General features: G+C 40.2%; 11 protein-coding genes. 6 read left to right on the top strand and 5 right to left on the bottom strand.

The window, feature by feature from the left end:
* Positions 1-379 precede the first annotated feature (379 nt).
* On the top strand, positions 380-9,175 hold the full coding sequence (locus Q7674_RS03080; protein WP_305422526.1) for a retention module-containing protein: 8,796 nt from the start codon (positions 380-382) through the stop codon (positions 9,173-9,175).
* Positions 9,176-9,347: 172 nt separating this feature from the next.
* Here the strand turns inward: Q7674_RS03080 and Q7674_RS03075 are convergent, their stop codons facing one another.
* A complete protein-coding gene (locus Q7674_RS03075) occupies positions 9,348-9,986 on the bottom strand; it encodes a nuclease-related domain-containing protein (RefSeq protein ID WP_045065076.1) in 639 nt (212 codons plus the stop codon).
* Positions 9,987-10,359: 373 nt separating this feature from the next.
* Here Q7674_RS03075 and Q7674_RS03070 point away from each other — a divergent pair, with 373 nt between their 5' ends.
* The 4 genes from Q7674_RS03070 to Q7674_RS03055 all read left to right on the top strand — a co-directional run bounded on the left by Q7674_RS03070 (position 10,360) and on the right by Q7674_RS03055 (position 14,031).
* Complete coding sequence (locus Q7674_RS03070; RefSeq protein WP_023934457.1) at positions 10,360-10,833, top strand: hypothetical protein; 474 nt, start codon at positions 10,360-10,362, stop codon at positions 10,831-10,833.
* A 239-nt stretch (positions 10,834-11,072) separates the two neighbouring features.
* The gene (locus tag Q7674_RS03065; RefSeq protein WP_305422525.1) at positions 11,073-12,230 is read left to right on the top strand and encodes an ABC transporter substrate-binding protein; all 1,158 of its coding nucleotides are present in this window, start codon (positions 11,073-11,075) and stop codon (positions 12,228-12,230) included.
* Complete coding sequence (locus Q7674_RS03060; protein ID WP_045065073.1) at positions 12,227-13,270, top strand: FecCD family ABC transporter permease; 1,044 nt, start codon at positions 12,227-12,229, stop codon at positions 13,268-13,270. Before Q7674_RS03065 ends, Q7674_RS03060 begins: the two co-directional genes overlap by 4 nt.
* 2 nt (positions 13,271-13,272) lie before the next feature.
* A complete protein-coding gene (locus tag Q7674_RS03055) occupies positions 13,273-14,031 on the top strand; it encodes an ABC transporter ATP-binding protein (RefSeq protein ID WP_008989570.1) in 759 nt (252 codons plus the stop codon).
* Positions 14,032-14,143: 112 nt separating this feature from the next.
* Here the strand turns inward: Q7674_RS03055 and Q7674_RS03050 are convergent, their stop codons facing one another.
* The 3 genes from Q7674_RS03050 to arfB all read right to left on the bottom strand — a co-directional run bounded on the left by Q7674_RS03050 (position 14,144) and on the right by arfB (position 16,111).
* Positions 14,144-15,031 (bottom strand): aspartoacylase, encoded by an 888-nt coding sequence (locus tag Q7674_RS03050; RefSeq protein WP_045065070.1) that lies wholly within the window; start codon positions 15,029-15,031, stop codon positions 14,144-14,146.
* A 90-nt stretch (positions 15,032-15,121) separates the two neighbouring features.
* A complete protein-coding gene (locus tag Q7674_RS03045) occupies positions 15,122-15,571 on the bottom strand; it encodes a hypothetical protein (RefSeq protein ID WP_305422523.1) in 450 nt (149 codons plus the stop codon).
* 126 nt (positions 15,572-15,697) lie between these two features.
* Positions 15,698-16,111 (bottom strand): alternative ribosome rescue aminoacyl-tRNA hydrolase ArfB, encoded by a 414-nt coding sequence (gene arfB, locus Q7674_RS03040; RefSeq protein ID WP_045065068.1) that lies wholly within the window; start codon positions 16,109-16,111, stop codon positions 15,698-15,700.
* Positions 16,112-16,269: 158 nt separating this feature from the next.
* Between arfB and Q7674_RS03035 the strand changes: the two genes are divergently transcribed.
* Positions 16,270-16,599: a DUF3392 domain-containing protein gene (locus tag Q7674_RS03035; protein ID WP_008989574.1), complete on the top strand. Its 330-nt coding sequence runs from the start codon at positions 16,270-16,272 to the stop codon at positions 16,597-16,599.
* 47 nt (positions 16,600-16,646) lie between these two features.
* Here the strand turns inward: Q7674_RS03035 and aphA are convergent, their stop codons facing one another.
* Positions 16,647-17,366 carry an acid phosphatase AphA gene (gene aphA, locus Q7674_RS03030; RefSeq protein WP_045065067.1) on the bottom strand — a complete coding sequence of 240 codons (720 nt, stop codon included), beginning with the start codon at positions 17,364-17,366 and terminating at the stop codon, positions 16,647-16,649.
* Positions 17,367-17,539: the final 173 nt, after the last annotated feature.

The raw sequence follows: 17,539 nt of genomic DNA, 5'->3' as shown, positions 1-17,539 counted from the left end.
ACAAATCTTTTAATATTCTATTACCAACCAATTAATATCTATTTTAGAAAAATTATATTTCATATTTAAATAAAGTAAACTTAATAGTTTAATTACAAGTTAAATTATAAGCAATTGATATAACTTGAATTTAAACCATTAATTTCAAACTACTACTATTATATATAATAATAAGAATTATCATTTCCATTAAGTTTATGCATAAATGTTTAACGTGTTAATTTTATAGAAAACTTTCAAATCCAAATGTTTAATTCATGTTTTTACCACAACAAAAAGATGTAAACTCTTTGTTAAAGCCAGCAGTCAAAAAATTGACGAATTACTAATTTCTGTTATTTTCCTTATCTACAAAGTACAGCCTTGCAGATAAAAAATAATGAAAACAATAAATCTAGAAGAAAACATTACAATAACTAAAATAAGTGGTTCTGCCTTTATACTTAAAGATGATGGTAGTTTATCTCCCCTTAATACTGGCATGACAATTAATTCAGGTACTATTATTGTACTGACTGATAATGGAGCAATCTCTGCTACTGATAAAGCGGGAGTACCTGCTGAGTTGTCTTACGAGTTGGTTCAAGATATTCCTTTACCTACCACTTATGAACATACCTTCTCTACACGTGACAACGGTGTAATCCAGAATGGTGAAAATCTTCACCATTCTCTTGGACATAAAACAGCATCTAATATTGATGTTCAAAAAATACATGATGTAATTTTAGATGGCATCGATCCAACCAAAGTACAACAAGCAACTGCTGTGGGAAATGAAAGCTCGTCTAACTGGGGCGTTGTCACTATCGATTATGATAACGACAAGATGTTGGCTAAAGCGGGTTTTGATACCGCATATCAACCTAGCTCAGTAAAATACCCACAAGACTATAGTGGTCAAGAAGCTCACCAGGATATTAAAGCGTCAATTACCATTGACTCTATCTCTCAAGACGATGTGGTGACAGCCGCTGAATCACACAGCAAACAGCCTATCACAGGTACTGTGGGTGATGACGTTAAAGCTGGCGACATTGTGACTGTTACCCTTGATGGTAAAACACTAGGTACCGCAACCGTTGAAAATCACGATGGTAAGCTAACCTGGTCGTTAGATGTGGACGGTAAAACGCTACTTCAATCAGGTACAGATAATGTATCTGCAAGTGTAACAACGACGGATGCCGCTGGTAATACTGCCACTGCTGATACCACTCATGATTACAGTATCGATGTGAAAGCGAGCATCACTATCAACCCTATTACCGGTGATAACCAAATCACGCAAGCGGAAGGTCACGAGAAAACCTTACCTATCACAGGTACGGTAGGTGATGACGTTCAAGCGGGTGATAAAGTGGTAGTGACGGTAAATGGTCATCACTACAACACCGCTGTCACTGCTGATAAAACTTGGTCAGTGAATGTAACTGGCGATGATATTTTGCACGCTGATAAAGCAACCGCTACAGTGACTACAGATTACGGTATTCCTCACGAAGCTACCGCAACCACTTCAGAGCATTACGATGTGCAGATCGATGCAAGCATCAAGATCACTTCTATTGCAGGCGATGATGTTGTTAATAAAGCTGAATCAGAAGGCAAAGTGCCAGTAACAGGTACGGTTGGTAAAGATGTTGAGCCAGGTGATACTGTCACGGTCACTATCGGTGATAAAACCTACACCACAACCGTTACTGCTGATAAAACGTGGACAGTAGATGTTGACGGCAATGCATTAGTGGACAACAAAGGTCACGATGTACATGCCTCTGTTACTGCAAATGACGGTGCTGGTCACAGTACAACTGCCAATGATGATAAGCCGTACACAGTAGATACCGATATCAAAGCATCGATCGTGATTGACGCTATCTCTCAAGACGATGTGGTGACAGCCGCTGAATCACACAGTAAACAGACCATTACAGGTACTGTGGGTGATGATGTTAAAGCTGGCGATATTGTCACTGTTACCCTTGATGGTAAAACATTAGGTACAGCAACCGTTGAAAATCACGACGGTAAGTTAACCTGGTCGTTAGATGTGGACGGTAAAACCTTACTGCAATCAGGTACGGATAAGGTGTCTGCAAGTGTAACAACGACGGATGCCGCTGGTAATACTGCCACTGCTGATACCACTCATGATTACAGCATCGATGTGAAAGCGAGCATCACTATCAACCCTATTACCGGTGATAACCAAATCACGCAAGCGGAAGGTCACGAGAAAACCTTACCTATCACAGGTACGGTGGGTAATGACGTTCAAGCCGGTGATAAAGTCGTAGTGACAGTAAATGGTCATCACTACAACACCACTGTCACCGCCGATAAGACTTGGTCTGTAAATGTAACTGGCGATGATATTTTGCACGCTGATAAAGCAACCGCTACAGTGACTACAGATTACGGTATTCCTCACGAAGCTACCGCAACCACTTCAGAGCATTACGATGTGCAGATCGATGCAAGCATCAAGATCACCTCAATTGCAGGCGATGACGTTGTTAATAAAACTGAATCAGAAGGCAAAGTGCCAGTAACAGGTACGGTTGGTAAAGATGTGGAACCGGGTGATACTGTCACAGTCACTATTGGTGATAAAACCTACACCACAACCGTTACTGCTGATAAAACGTGGACAGTAGATGTTGACGGCAGTGCATTAGTGGACAACAAAGGTCACGATGTACATGCCTCTGTTACTGCAAATGACGGTGCTGGTCACAGTACAACAGCCAGTGATGATAAGCCGTACACAGTAGATACCGATATCAAAGCATCGATCGTGATTGACGCTATCTCTCAAGACGATGTGGTGACAGCCGCTGAATCACACAGTAAACAGACCATTACAGGTACTGTGGGTGATGATGTTAAAGCTGGCGATATTGTCACTGTTACCCTTGATGGTAAAACATTAGGTACAGCAACCGTTGAAAATCACGACGGTAAGTTAACCTGGTCGTTAGATGTGGACGGTAAAACCTTACTGCAATCAGGTACGGATAAGGTGTCTGCAAGTGTCACGACAACGGATGCTGCTGGTAATACAGCTACTGCTGATACCACACATGATTACAGCATCGATGTGAAAGCGAGTATCACTATCAACCCTATCACCGGTGATAACCAAATTACGCAAGCGGAAGGTCACGAGAAAACCTTGCCTATCACAGGTACGGTGGGTGATGACGTTCAAGCTGATGATAAAGTGGTGGTGACGGTAAATGGTCATGACTACAACACCACTGTCACTGCTGATAAAACTTGGTCAGTGAATGTGACTGGCGATGATATTTTGCATGCTGATAAAGCAACCGCGACAGTCACTACAGATTACGGTATCCCTCACGAAGCTACTGCAACTACTTCAGAGCATTACGATGTGCAGATTGATGCGGGTATTCAAATCACCTCTATTGCTGGCGATGACGTTGTTAATAAAACTGAATCAGAAGGCAAAGTGCCAGTAACAGGTACGGTTGGTAAAGATGTTGAACCGGGTGATACTGTCACAATCACTATCGGTGATAAAACCTACACCACAACCGTCACCGCTGATAAAACGTGGACAGTAGATGTTGACGGCAGTGCATTAGTGGACAACAAAGGTCACGATGTACATGCATCAGTGACCACAAGCGATGGTGCAGGTCACGAAGCTACTGCTACTAACGACAAGCCATACACAGTAGATACCGATATCAAAGCATCGATCGTGATTGACGCTATCTCTCAAGACGATGTGGTGACAGCCGCTGAATCACACAGTAAACAGACCATTACAGGTACTGTGGGTGATGATGTTAAAGCTGGCGATATTGTCACTGTTACCCTTCATGGTAAAACATTAGGTACAGCAACCGTTGAAAATCACGATGGTAAGCTAATCTGGTCGTTAGATGTGGACGGTAAAACCTTACTGCAATCAGGTACGGATAAGGTGTCTGCAAGTGTCACGACAACGGATGCTGCTGGTAATACAGCTACTGCTGATACCACACATGATTACAGCATCGATGTGAAAGCGAGCATCACTATCAACCCTATCATCGGTGATAACCAAATCACGCAAGCGGAAGGTCACGAGAAAACCTTACCTATCACAGGTACGGTGGGTGATGACGTTCAAGCGTGTGATAAAGTCGTAGTGACAGTAAATGGTCATCACTACAACACCACTGTCACCGCCGATAAGACTTGGTCTGTAAATGTAACTGGCGATGATATTTTGCACGCTGATAAAGCAACCGCGACAGTGACTACAGATTACGGTATTCCTCACGAAGCTACCGCAACCACTTCAGAGCATTACGATGTGCAGATCGATGCAAGCATCAAGATCACCTCAATTGCAGGCGATGACGTTGTTAATAAAACTGAATCAGAAGGCAAAGTGCCAGTAACAGGTACGGTTGGTAAAGATGTGGAACCGGGTGATACTGTCACAGTCACTATTGGTGATAAAACCTACACCACAACCGTTACTGCTGATAAAACGTGGACAGTAGATGTTGACGGCAATGCATTAGTGGACAACAAAGGTCACGATGTACATGCCTCTGTTACTGCAAATGACGGTGCTGGTCACAGTACAACAGCCAGTGATGATAAGCCGTACACAGTAGATACCGATATCAAAGCATCGATCGTGATTGACGCTATCTCTCAAGACGATGTGGTGACAGCCGCTGAATCACACAGTAAACAGACCATTACAGGTACTGTGGGTGATGATGTTAAAGCTGGCGATATTGTCACTGTTACCCTTGATGGTAAAACATTAGGTACAGCAACCGTTGAAAATCACGACGGTAAGTTAACCTGGTCGTTAGATGTGGACGGTAAAACCTTACTGCAATCAGGTACGGATAAGGTGTCTGCAAGTGTAACAACGACGGATGCCGCTGGTAATACTGCCACTGCTGATACCACTCATGATTACAGTATCGATGTGAAAGCGAGCATCACTATCAACCCTATTACCGGTGATAACCAAATTACGCAAGCGGAAGGTCACGAGAAAACCTTACCTATTACAGGTACGGTGGGTGATGACGTTCAAGCAGGTGATAAAGTCGTAGTGACAGTAAATGGTCATCACTACAACACCACTGTCACCGCCGATAAGACTTGGTCAGTAAATGTGACTGGCGATGATATTTTGCATGCCGATAAAGCAACCGCGACAGTGACTACCGATTACGGTATCCCTCACGAAGCTACTGCAACTACTTCAGAGCATTACGATGTGCAGATCGATGCAAGCATCAAGATCACTTCTATTGCAGGCGATGATGTTGTTAATAAAGCTGAATCAGAAGGCAAAGTGCCAGTAACAGGTACGGTTGGTAAAGATGTGGAACCGGGTGATACTGTCACAGTCACTATTGGTGATAAAACCTACACCACAACCGTAACCGCTGATAAAACGTGGACAGTAGATGTTGACGGCAATGCATTAGTGGACAACAAAGGTCACGATGTACATGCCTCTGTTACTGCAAATGACGGTGCTGGTCACAGTACAACAGCCAGTGATGATAAGCCGTACACAGTAGATACCGATATCAAAGCATCGATCGTGATTGACGCTATCTCTCAAGACGATGTGGTGACAGCCGCTGAATCACACAGTAAACAGACCATTACAGGTACTGTGGGTGATGATGTTAAAGCTGGCGATATTGTCACTGTTACCCTTGATGGTAAAACATTAGGTACAGCAACCGTTGAAAATCACGACGGTAAGTTAACCTGGTCGTTAGATGTGGACGGTAAAACCTTACTGCAATCAGGTACGGATAAGGTGTCTGCAAGTGTAACAACGACGGATGCCGCTGGTAATACTGCCACTGCTGATACCACTCATGATTACAGTATCGATGTGAAAGCGAGCATCACTATCAACCCTATTACCGGTGATAACCAAATTACGCAAGCGGAAGGTCACGAGAAAACCTTACCTATTACAGGTACGGTGGGTGATGACGTTCAAGCCGGTGATAAAGTCGTAGTGACAGTAAATGGTCATCACTACAACACCACTGTCACCGCCGATAAGACTTGGTCAGTAAATGTGACTGGCGATGATATTTTGCATGCCGATAAAGCAACCGCGACAGTGACTACCGATTACGGTATCCCTCACGAAGCTACTGCAACTACTTCAGAGCATTACGATGTGCAGATCGATGCAAGCATCAAGATCACTTCTATTGCAGGCGATGATGTTGTTAATAAAGCTGAATCAGAAGGCAAAGTGCCAGTAACAGGTACTGTTGGTAAAGATGTTGAGCCAGGTGATACTGTCACGGTCACTATCGGTGATAAAACCTACACCACAACCGTAACCGCTGATAAAACGTGGACAGTCGATGTTGACGGCAGTGCATTAGTGAACAACAAAGGTCACGATGTCCATGCCTCTGTTACAGCGAATGATGGTGCTGGTCACAGTACAACTGCCAATGATGATAAACCGTACACAGTAGATACCGAGATCAATGCAACGATCACTATTGATAATGTCACCGCTGATAACGTGATCAATGAAGCTGAAGCGAAAGAAATCATTCCACTTCACGGTACTGTTGGTGGTGATGTTAAAGCTAGTGATGAAGTTACTATCAATGTTGATAGCTATGAATACAAAACTAAAGTCGTTGAGCAAGACGGCAAACTAGGTTGGACAGTTGATGTTGAAGGTTCCGTACTTGCGAATGCTTCAAAAGATCACATCACAGCACAAGTGACTGCAACGGATAGTGCTGGTAACAGTATGACTGCAAACGCTGAGCATGATTACAGCGTGAAAACTTTAGATGCTTCTATCACTATTGACGATATTACAAGTGACAATGTGATCAATGAAAAAGAAGCAACTGAAAAGCAGCTTCTTCATGGTGATGTTGGCGGTGACGTGAAAGTTGGCGATAACGTGACTATTACGCTTGATGTCCATGACTATACAACTAAAGTGACTGAGCGTAACGGTAAGCTAGGCTGGCAACTTGAAGTTGCAGGTAGTGTGTTAGCTAATGCAACCGCAGATCAAATTTCTGCATCTGTAAGCATTAGTGATAAAGCTGGTAACTCGGAAACTGCGACTGCCACCCATGACTATAAAGTGGCAACGCTGGATGTATCTGTGACTGTTGACACGATTAATGGCGGCAAAGCGATCACGGGTGAAGAGCATGATAACAATACACCGATCACTGTAACGGGTAGTGTTGGTGGTGACGCTAAAGTCGGTGATACTGTCACGCTACATTTTGGTGATCAAACTGTTGATGTAAAAGTGGAAGATCATGGTGCTGGTAAGTTAGGTTACACCGCACATGTACCCGGTGGATATTTTGAGCCAAACCAAAATAATGGCTTTACTGGTGAAGTAAATGCAACCATTAGTATTTCAGATTCATATGGTAATGATGCATTAGCTGATGCTCAAAAAGACTACAATGCAAACGGTCATGTTGTTATCGGTACTCCAAGTTCAGATGTGATTGATGGTACAGGTTATAATGATGTATTGATTGGTGATTCTGCTGTTGAACAACCTGATGTTGATGTGAATTTAGTACTCGATGTCTCAGGCTCTATGGCTGGATTTATTATTGAACCTGACAGCTTGAAAATTGAACATAATTATACATCAGGAACTATTGGTTATTTTGATGGGCATAATCAGTACCAAGTTATCCAAGACTTTCACTCTAAAGAAGATGTGATTAAGTATTTTGAAAATACAGGATCTTTAGGTTTTCTTGAAAAAATAGTACCGACAACAACATTAAGACTTCCTGATGGTAGCTTTCAAACATTTAAATACAGTGATTTAGTAACACATACTAAAATTGATCAAGCCAAAGACTCGGTTCGTGAAATTGCCCAGCATTATGGTGAAGTATTAGATCATGACCAACTAAGTAATATGACATTCACCGTCATTACTTTTGCTGTAAATATTCAAAAAAACATTAAGTTTCATTGGGATTTCAACAGTCATCAGTTTGTCGATGATCAAGGCGTTAACCTTGATACGATGCTGCAAAGTGTTAAAGCATACGGTGCTACTAATGACTTTAATACTGCTATTGCACAAGGTATCGATAGTTTTAATGATACTTCAAGTACCAATGTGCTTTACTTTGTTTCGGATGGACTAGATGGCAGTACTGATCTTAATAAAATTAAAGAATTATCTGGTGATGGATTAGATAAATATGATCCAATTATTGTTTCAACGTTAATTGGTTCTGATGTAACCAACACAGTTCCTAAGGAAGTATCCGATATTACTTCGTTAGGTGAAGGATACCTTTCTAATAATGATGGTACGAGTAAGGTACTTCTCGTTAAAGATATCAGTAAATTGGGTGATGAGCTTAATAACTCTTTCGATAACATACTCGCAGGTAATGATACTATCCATGGCGGTGCTGGTAATGACATTATTGTCGGTGATACGTTAAATAACACGTGGTTGTTAGAACAATATGGTTCAGATATCGATCATTTATCTGATCTAATCGCTCATGGTACATCAGTTCAAGATATCTTGTATTCTGTTGTAGCAAAGGATGCTAATGTGAGTGTAGAGCAATTAACTACCCATGATGTTTTTGATTTTATGGAAAAAAATCAGCAGAGCCTGATTTTAGATAATCACAGTGTTGACGGTGGTATTGATAAGTTATTTGGTGATGCTGGGGATGATGTGATCTTTGGTGATTCAGGATCCGATATCCTAACCGGTGGCACAGGTAATGATCTACTTTTTGGTCAACAAGGTAATGATATTCTTATTTCTGATGCGGGTTCAGATCATCTATGGGGTGGAGAAGGTGCTGACGAATTTAAACTTGATGTACTGAAAACCGACGAAAAAACGGTGACAGAAATTAAAGATTTCAGTGCTGATGATAAAATAAATTTAGATTCCATTTTAGGTAAAGATACGACTCTGGATAATTTATTATCAAAAGTATCTGATGCAAAAATAGATAATGGTAACTTAGACATATCATTCGATAAGGGTAAACATCATGTTATCGTTAATGATATTAGTGCTACTTATCATGATCTAGGTACATCAACCAATGACATTATTAGTCATTTGTATCAACATAATGCTTTTAGTGACACGCATTAATCCTCTATAAAACAACAAAAACCCTTCATTTATTGAGGGGTTTTTATTATCTAAAATTACATTTATTTAATCTCGTCTATTATATAAATAACCAGATTAATTAATAATTCTTTACCATTTAACCCCACACTATGGGCAATGATATTCAACAAGCCAGTTTTTCTATTTAAATTTATTTATCTGCTTTTTTCAACGATTGCACATGAGAAAAATCCGTAGCAAATCCCGGCTTAAAACGTGATTGTTCGATGTCAGTAATAAATGTTTGTAGTTGCTGTTCATTAAATATAACGGTGTCAAATGATCGAATATACTTCATCATAGAACGAACAGACTTGGTCACATTTTCAGGCATTTCTGTTTTAAATACCCCTTCGCCTACAAACACAATCACAGAGTGAAACGCGGTATCATCAATACCTAGCAAAGACTGCAATGTCTTAATATGTTTATAGTTTTGATGCAGTGGGTTTTTAAATACCGATGAGCGCTTAAAAAACGTTTGCTGCCACATGGGTTGGTAAATACCACCAAAAATCCAACCTTTCATATTCTTAGTTTCAACAACAAAAATGCCGTATTTTGAAACAACAATATGATCGATCTGCGTCGAACCTGACTCACAAGGCAATGTAATGTCTTTTAATACCTTATAGTCACTCTTGGGTAATCTTTTTAGGCAAAAGTGAACAAGGCGCTCGCCAGCACAGCCTTTAAACCATGGTGTTTTAATAATATAAATTAGAATAAGAACGGGGATCACCCAGAGCAAAGGTTGCAATGCATTAAATACTGTTGAAGCTATATCCATGTAAAACAATCCATTTTATAAAATTATTAAGCGTTTATATAAGCGTTATTCACTGACGCTTCTACACTAAGAATGACTTGTCAAAAATATGACAGCACCACTCCTATTTTTAAAGCTTTAAAGTGTAACGTTTTAATTCCTGCTCCAGCGCATTGTAAATATTCGTAATGATATCGATACAAATGTAATAAACATCACTAAACATGTGACAAGGTATAGGAACAACGTTTAATAAAAACCAGTGTAGATAGTTATCATCGACAAATGGAATGTAATTATACAATTATATCATTCAAAAAAGTTTGCAATCGCTATTGTCAAAAGGCATGTTATTTTCCCTAATTATCACTCACGCTTCTGGGAGTAAATATCAGTGCTTAAGCGTTCAACAATCCTCACCTCTATGGTGCTTTTTTCTTGTCTGACAACATCCAATGCTTTTGCTGATACCACTCAACACAACACCTTTCAAGCTGTGCCTTCAAAAGATGAATTGCTCACCCATACTGATTTCGGTAATCAAAACTATATCTTTCACTTTAATGGCGGTGGTCATCAATTAACTCGCATTGATTTCATTGATCACATGCAAACAAGCCAAAATGTCTGCAACAGTTGGAAATATGTTTCCGCGTTAAGTAATTGGAACGTTGCAGCCCAAATTTTACTCCATGTGAGTACGGATTATGATCCGACTAACCACACCTGTACGGCTCATGCTTATTTAAGTAATAACGGTGTACAAATGTCACAAGTGATGCATTTATTCGAAACCAAGAGTTATGTTGATATTGCAGGTTTTAACCTTTCAGCTGATGGTTTTGATTCTGCGTTAGATGACATCTAATATTCAAAACAAAGATAGATTCAGATACTGTCTGATCCGTATCTGGATCTATACCCTCCTTCCGAATTCTTTTTCTGTGATTCTCTTATTACCGTTGAATGTTATGAGCCTAGACCATAAACACAAATAAAAATCAATATCATTTAATTTTATTATCGGATTCTTATCTCTCACAAAAATAGGTTTATAATGGGAATTATTATCATTAAGATTTTCGAAAAATTTTAAGGATAATCATTTTGAAAATAGTCACAGCCAGCATTTTAGCCTTCAGCACACTACTTAGTTTTTCAGGCACCGCGCTTGCAAATAGCTACCCTTTAACCGTCACAGATGTCGCGGGTCGTCAGGTTACCTTTGATCATCAACCGACGAATATTGCTCTATCCACCAGCCGTATATTCCCTCTACTCGAAATTATTTACCAAGGTGATGCCGCTAAACACTTGGTTGCTGCCCGTGATGATATGCGTGTTTCTGCGCCAAGTATGTATGCCAGTTATATTAAACAATACCCTGCTCTACAGCATGTCCCTGTGATTGGGCTTATCAAGTCAGGTGAATTTGACGCAGAGCGTTTCATTAACTTAAAACCAAAACCTGATTTGTTTATCGTTGATCTATCAAATATTAAGTTAGCGCAAGATAAAGGCTTATTGAAAAAGCTGGATGATGCAGGGATCAAGGTACTTGCAGTCGATTTTCGTGAAAACCCGATTAAGAACACCATCAAATCGGTACAAGTTGTTGCTGATGCTGTGAACCGTACTAAGCAAGGCAGTGATTTCACCCACTATTATCAACAACACTTAGATGTAATTAAAAATACCTTAGCTAACCACCAAGATGTACCAATGAAGCGTGTCTTTATTGAGCGAGCGGCAGGTTATAGCGATTCATGTTGTCGCACGTTTGCTGCTCGCAATATGGGTGCCTACATTCCAATGCTCAAAGCAATCAACGTCGCCACAGCACCATTAAAAGGCGCTAATACGGGTGAGATGTCACCAGAGACAGTGATCACCGCAAGGCCTGATGTATATATTATGCAAACAACTGGCTGGCTAACCAAAGATGGTCAACCGACTAACGGTATTCCACTCGGTTATTCACCTAATAAAGCAGCTATTGCTCAAGCAACCAAAAGCTTAATGGATCGCCCTTGGCTAAAAGCAGTCAATGCTTACCAAAACAAAGATGTTTATTCGATTTACATGCCGTTTTACAACTCGCCGTATAACTTAGTGGCAATTGAATATTTCGCAAAATGGATCCACCCAACACTGTTTAGCACATTACAACCAGAGAAAACTTTTGAAGAGATGAACCTGAAATTTGGTGATCGTCATCTAAAGGGTTTATTCGGTCAAAATAACTTTAAGGCAATGACACAGTGACAAGCCTTTCTATTGAATTACAAGCCCATTACACCCGTGCTCGTAATAAGAAAATCGCGCTCATCGTATTAGTTATATTAAGTGTACTCTGCGTTATCGCAGATGTATTAATTGGCTCGCAAGGCTTAAGCTTTAGCCAAGTCATTACTGCGATTTTCTCACCGACTCATAGCGCAATGGCAAGCAAAGTGATTGTGTGGGACATTCGTATGCCAATGTCCCTAATGGCACCGTTTATTGGTGGCGCATTAGCTTTGGCTGGCGCACAAATGCAAACCACACTGCATAACCCGTTAGCCGATCCGTATACCTTTGGTGTTTCTGCTGCAGCTGGCTTTGGTGCCTCTTTGGTGATCACCAATGTTATCGCAATCCCTTTTATTCCTGCACAGTACCAAATCGCAGTAATGGCTTTCGTCATGTGTTTACTCACCACGTTACTCATTGCTGGGATTTCATCCATTAAACGGATTTCCATTGAAGGCGTGATGTTATTTGGTGTCGCGGTGATGTTTGCTTATGACAGCTTACTGATCATGATGCAGTACATTGCCAGCGAAACCCAGTTACAAACCTTGGTGTTCTGGCAAATGGGCTCACTTGATCGCGGTAGTTGGGAGAAAATCATTACATTAGCGATTTTACTGCCGATCGTGCTGTTAATCATGATGAAAGATGCATGGCGTTTATCTTCGTTAAAGATGGGACAAGAACGTGCAGAAGCAATGGGCGTCAACGTTAAACGACTGCGGATGAAGACCCTGGTGTTAGTTTCAATCATTACTTCGCTATCGGTATCATTCGTGGGTGCTGTTGGCTTTGTCGGTTTAGTCGCACCGCATATTGCGAGAATGATTTTAGGTGAAGATCAACGCTTCTTCTTACCTGCTTCGTTTCTTGTCGGTGCGGTGTTATTAGAGCTTGCCTCTATTGCCAGTAAAGCGATCATGCCGGGGATCATCTTACCGCTGACAGTTGTAATGTCGATCGTTGGTATCCCCTTCTTTATCTTTTTAGTCATCAAAAGAGGTGGGCGCTAATTATGAGCCTTGATATTAAAAATATCTCTGTGACCTTTGGCGATCAGACTGTACTGCAAGATTTAACCCTACCAACAATTCACAATGGTGAAATGGTAGCGTTAATTGGTCGAAATGGAGCTGGTAAATCAACCTTGTTACGCCAAATGACCATGTTGCTAAAACAGTACCCTGAGCAGATCCAATATGCTCATACGCCACTGCAATTGAACGACATCGGTTATTTACCACAAGAGCATCGCATACATGCTAATGTGACAGTATTAGAGTTATTAATAACGACAATGAACATTCATTCAACGTCATTAATAGCGAAACAAGAATGTGCAGAGCTTGGCTTATTACTGTTACAAGAGATGGGCGTGCTACATTTAGCCAATAAGCAGTGTATGGATCTCTCTGGTGGTGAAAGTCAAATGGTCGGGCTGGCACAAGCGTTGATAAATAATCCCAAAGTGTTATTACTCGATGAGCCAACCTCTGCACTTGATATGCAAAATCAGCTTCGATTACTCAACTTTGTTAGAGCATATGTAGAGCGTACCGGGGCATGTGTAATTATGGTGATCCATGATCTTAATCTGGCTCTGCAATATGCCGACAACATTGCAGTGCTGCATCAAGGTGAGCTATTTGACTATGGTGCCCCCAATCACACCGTTACGCCCGAGTTGATCTGGGATGTGTTTAATGTTGACGCTCACATTGTTAAGGTCGAAAACACACCAATAGTAGTGATGAAAACTCAAAACGTACACTAACTTATTATTACCAATAAAAAATCGGTTTACCCCTCGCACTTTCTAGTTAGAAGTGTGTAAGAGTAAACCGGTTTTTCTTTATCTATTGATTGCTAACTCTGTAAAAAACAGATTACTTTGTTGATACCACAATCTTCTTACCAAGCGACATCGCAAGGTTGTTATCGTAATACGCTGCTTCATTGATAAAGTGCGGGTAAGCCACATAATCGCCTTCCCAGAAGATCTCCGTACCATCAAACAAAGTGAAAATAGGATCACCTGGATTTAACGGCTCAAAATCATTATCTTGAACTGACTTGTGCACCATACCAATGCGTTCACCTTGCTCATCCACTGGCAGCTTTAAGGTTTCTTCATAGCGATAAGCATCATAGCTGTCAGCTAATACTGGTATTTCATTGGTGTTGTATAAGTGGACAAAATCAAGAATATGCCCAGTCATGTCTTCCATCCAATCCAATACATCTTGACGGATCACAGATTGCGGCTGGGGCCCAACTTCAATGATCACACCTTGCTTGGCAATTGAACAAACAAATAAATGATCGTCAACAGATGTATGATCTTCAAACACCACGACCGCATCTGGCATCTTCTCTTTTACATAAGCACCTAGCTGGCGATTAAATTGATCTGATTGTAATAAGATCAGCGAAGGACCCATATTACTAGTAGTGTTATGCAAGTCGATAATGAAATCACTTTTCGCATTCCCTTTTGGACCAATTTGCTCATTTAGGGCTTTTGCGCGAGATTGCTCATAGCTGGCTAATTCAAAGTTAGTTAAATCATGTAATCCAAACTGGCGGTTTAAATCATGATCGACATAGCGCTTGTTTTCATCAAATGCTTTCGGGTTAGCAAATACCGTTTCTACTGAAAAACTCTCACGAGCTAGTGATTGTGGCGTACTCTGCCATTTCTTGAGTAAGTAAATACCACTGAATTCATTACCGTGTGTACCGCCTACTACTGCAACATTCTTTATCTTACTCATCCTTGACCTTCCTAATATCCAAATGCTTCATTCAATATACTGAAAATTTATATTGATACCAGTCTATTTATTCGACCCAAACGGCATAGGTTAGAATTTAATTGGTCGCGTTTGCGCCAATTTCAGATAAGAATGCAACTCACCATTTTTATACTCAATAGCTGAATGAATATTAGAATAACGGTTGGCAAACACCGCACAACGGTAGGTGTTTTCTTCCTTATAGATCTCAATTTCAATCACACCATCCACCAACTCCCAGTACCCTGTGGTATGTAAGCGATTAAATAATGTGTATTCATCTAATGTGCCATCAGCATGTAAACGTAATTCAGTGATGTAGCTAGCACTACAGGTTTTGATCCAATACTGCTCTGAGATTTCAGACAATTCAAAATTACGTTTGGTTTCTAGCCACAGGTTCATTTGTTGTTGCTGCTCTAACGCTAGCGGCGGGAGATCGGCTAAACCAAATAAGCGAACACGCTCGGTTTCACGATAAAATAATTGTAAAAGTTGAAGCGTTTTTTTCTCGAACATCCCTGCCACCCAAACTAAAAAGCCAACAATAAATTGAAATCAGTATTACTAGCTAAGATATTAGTTGGAGCAATATAATGTCACGCATTAACAATGGGTTATGTAGTCAGCATCACATTAAATATACTAATAATTGATCTTACCTCTGAGGGATTTAGTTTTACCTCGTTGGGTTTTCTTATCCATACGGCGGATTTGGGAATTTTTTGTTGGCTTAGTGGCTCTACGGGCCTTTTGTGTCACAACGGCACTTTGAATCAGTGATTTTAAACGCTCTAACGCTTCTTCACGGTTCATCTCTTGAGTTCGATGTTGCTGTGCTTTGATCACAATAACACCATCTTTGGTGATACGGCTATCTGACAGTTTAAGCAATCGCTCTTTATAAAACGCAGGTAAAGTTGAACGCTTTATATCAAAGCGTAAATGGATTGCACTCGATACTTTATTAACGTTTTGCCCTCCAGCACCCTGTGCACGGATTGCCGTTAACTCAATTTCCCAATCGGCAAGTTGAACAGAATTTGATATGACTAGCATGGAGTAACTCTCTTACTGAATACCTTTTAAATATTAACATAATAGGACTATTGAACGTCAAAGTGATCTTGTTTGCATCTTCAAAGCACACAACTGGGTTTTTGCGCCTAAACCGATTACTCTGATCACTCACTCATCGACATGAATAGTTAAAATAAATGGATATTATTATTTTCTTATCGGAGTTAGGGCACAGTATTCGCCCTTGGTTGGATGATATTTCAACAGCTATTGTTGCTTGTTTACTGATTGTTTTTGGTGGAGATATTAACCGTTTTTTACGACGACGTTTATCAAAATACAATTTTATTATTCGTACCCTCGCCTTTATTTTAGTTAACGCTTTTGGCTACGGATTATTAATTGTTAATTTGTCACCATTACTCCACCGAGAACTATTAAATATTCCTAATTATTTATCAATTAGTATTATTGCCGTTATCTTCATTTTTATTGGTTGCTGGGCTCAGCGTAATAAACAAGCATAAAAAAAGCGACCATGATGGTCGCTTTTTTCTCTAGGCTTTAATCTCAATTAGTATTGCGAATTAATCACAACTTCTTCACCTAAAATGCCATTTTTTGCAATTGGTCGGTTACTCGAGTTAGCTGCTCGCATAATACGAATACCTTCAGCACCAGCTTGGCGTGCAGCGATAATATCACCGTCTGAATCGCCGTAGTACATCTTGATATTTTTCTCTTTAATGTAAGGTGTCTTAGTAAATTCAGTTTTGCTTGAGCCTGCAAAAATAACTTTATGCATATCCTTAATACCAAAAACATCTTTTAGATATTGAGTAGAAATTTCACAATTAGATGCGGTACGACCAGTAATAAAGTAAATCTGATCGCCACGTTTTTGGTGCATCTCAATCAGTTTCTTTGCCGTTTCTTTTGGTAAACTGAACTTTTCCCAATCACAATTCATTTTGTCCCAGAACTTCTGGTTATGTAAGTAACTGAAAGAATTTGGTGAAAACTCTTGCTGACCACGATAGAAACCTGGTGTGCTAAACAATACAGTATCATCAATATCAAAGCCGACAGCCATTGGTGGCTTGCCTTTGAGTTTTGCTGCAATATCATCAACAGATACCCAATTAATATCTTTTGGCTGCCCCATTTCTAATATTTGAATGGTGCTATATCCAGGATGGGTTGGGGTCACTTTAGGATCTGCAAAAGCCGTAGAAGAGAATGTTGATAGCGCAAATAAAGAACCAACGGCGAGTAATGTAATATTCTTATTCATAATTAAGAACCCTGTAGATAAGTGTGCATAATCTACGTTGCAAATAAGAATAAAAATGCCGATTGGATCACAGAGGAATTATCACTATACGAAATATAAGATTTATATTTTGGTCTGTCTAAATAAAATGAACATAAAACTAATCACTTACAGCACTGTAATTTGCTACATTC

This window comes from Photobacterium leiognathi (assembly GCF_030685535.1).
GTDB lineage: Bacteria > Pseudomonadota > Gammaproteobacteria > Enterobacterales > Vibrionaceae > Photobacterium > Photobacterium leiognathi.
This window is presented reverse-complemented; position numbering and strand designations above follow the sequence as displayed.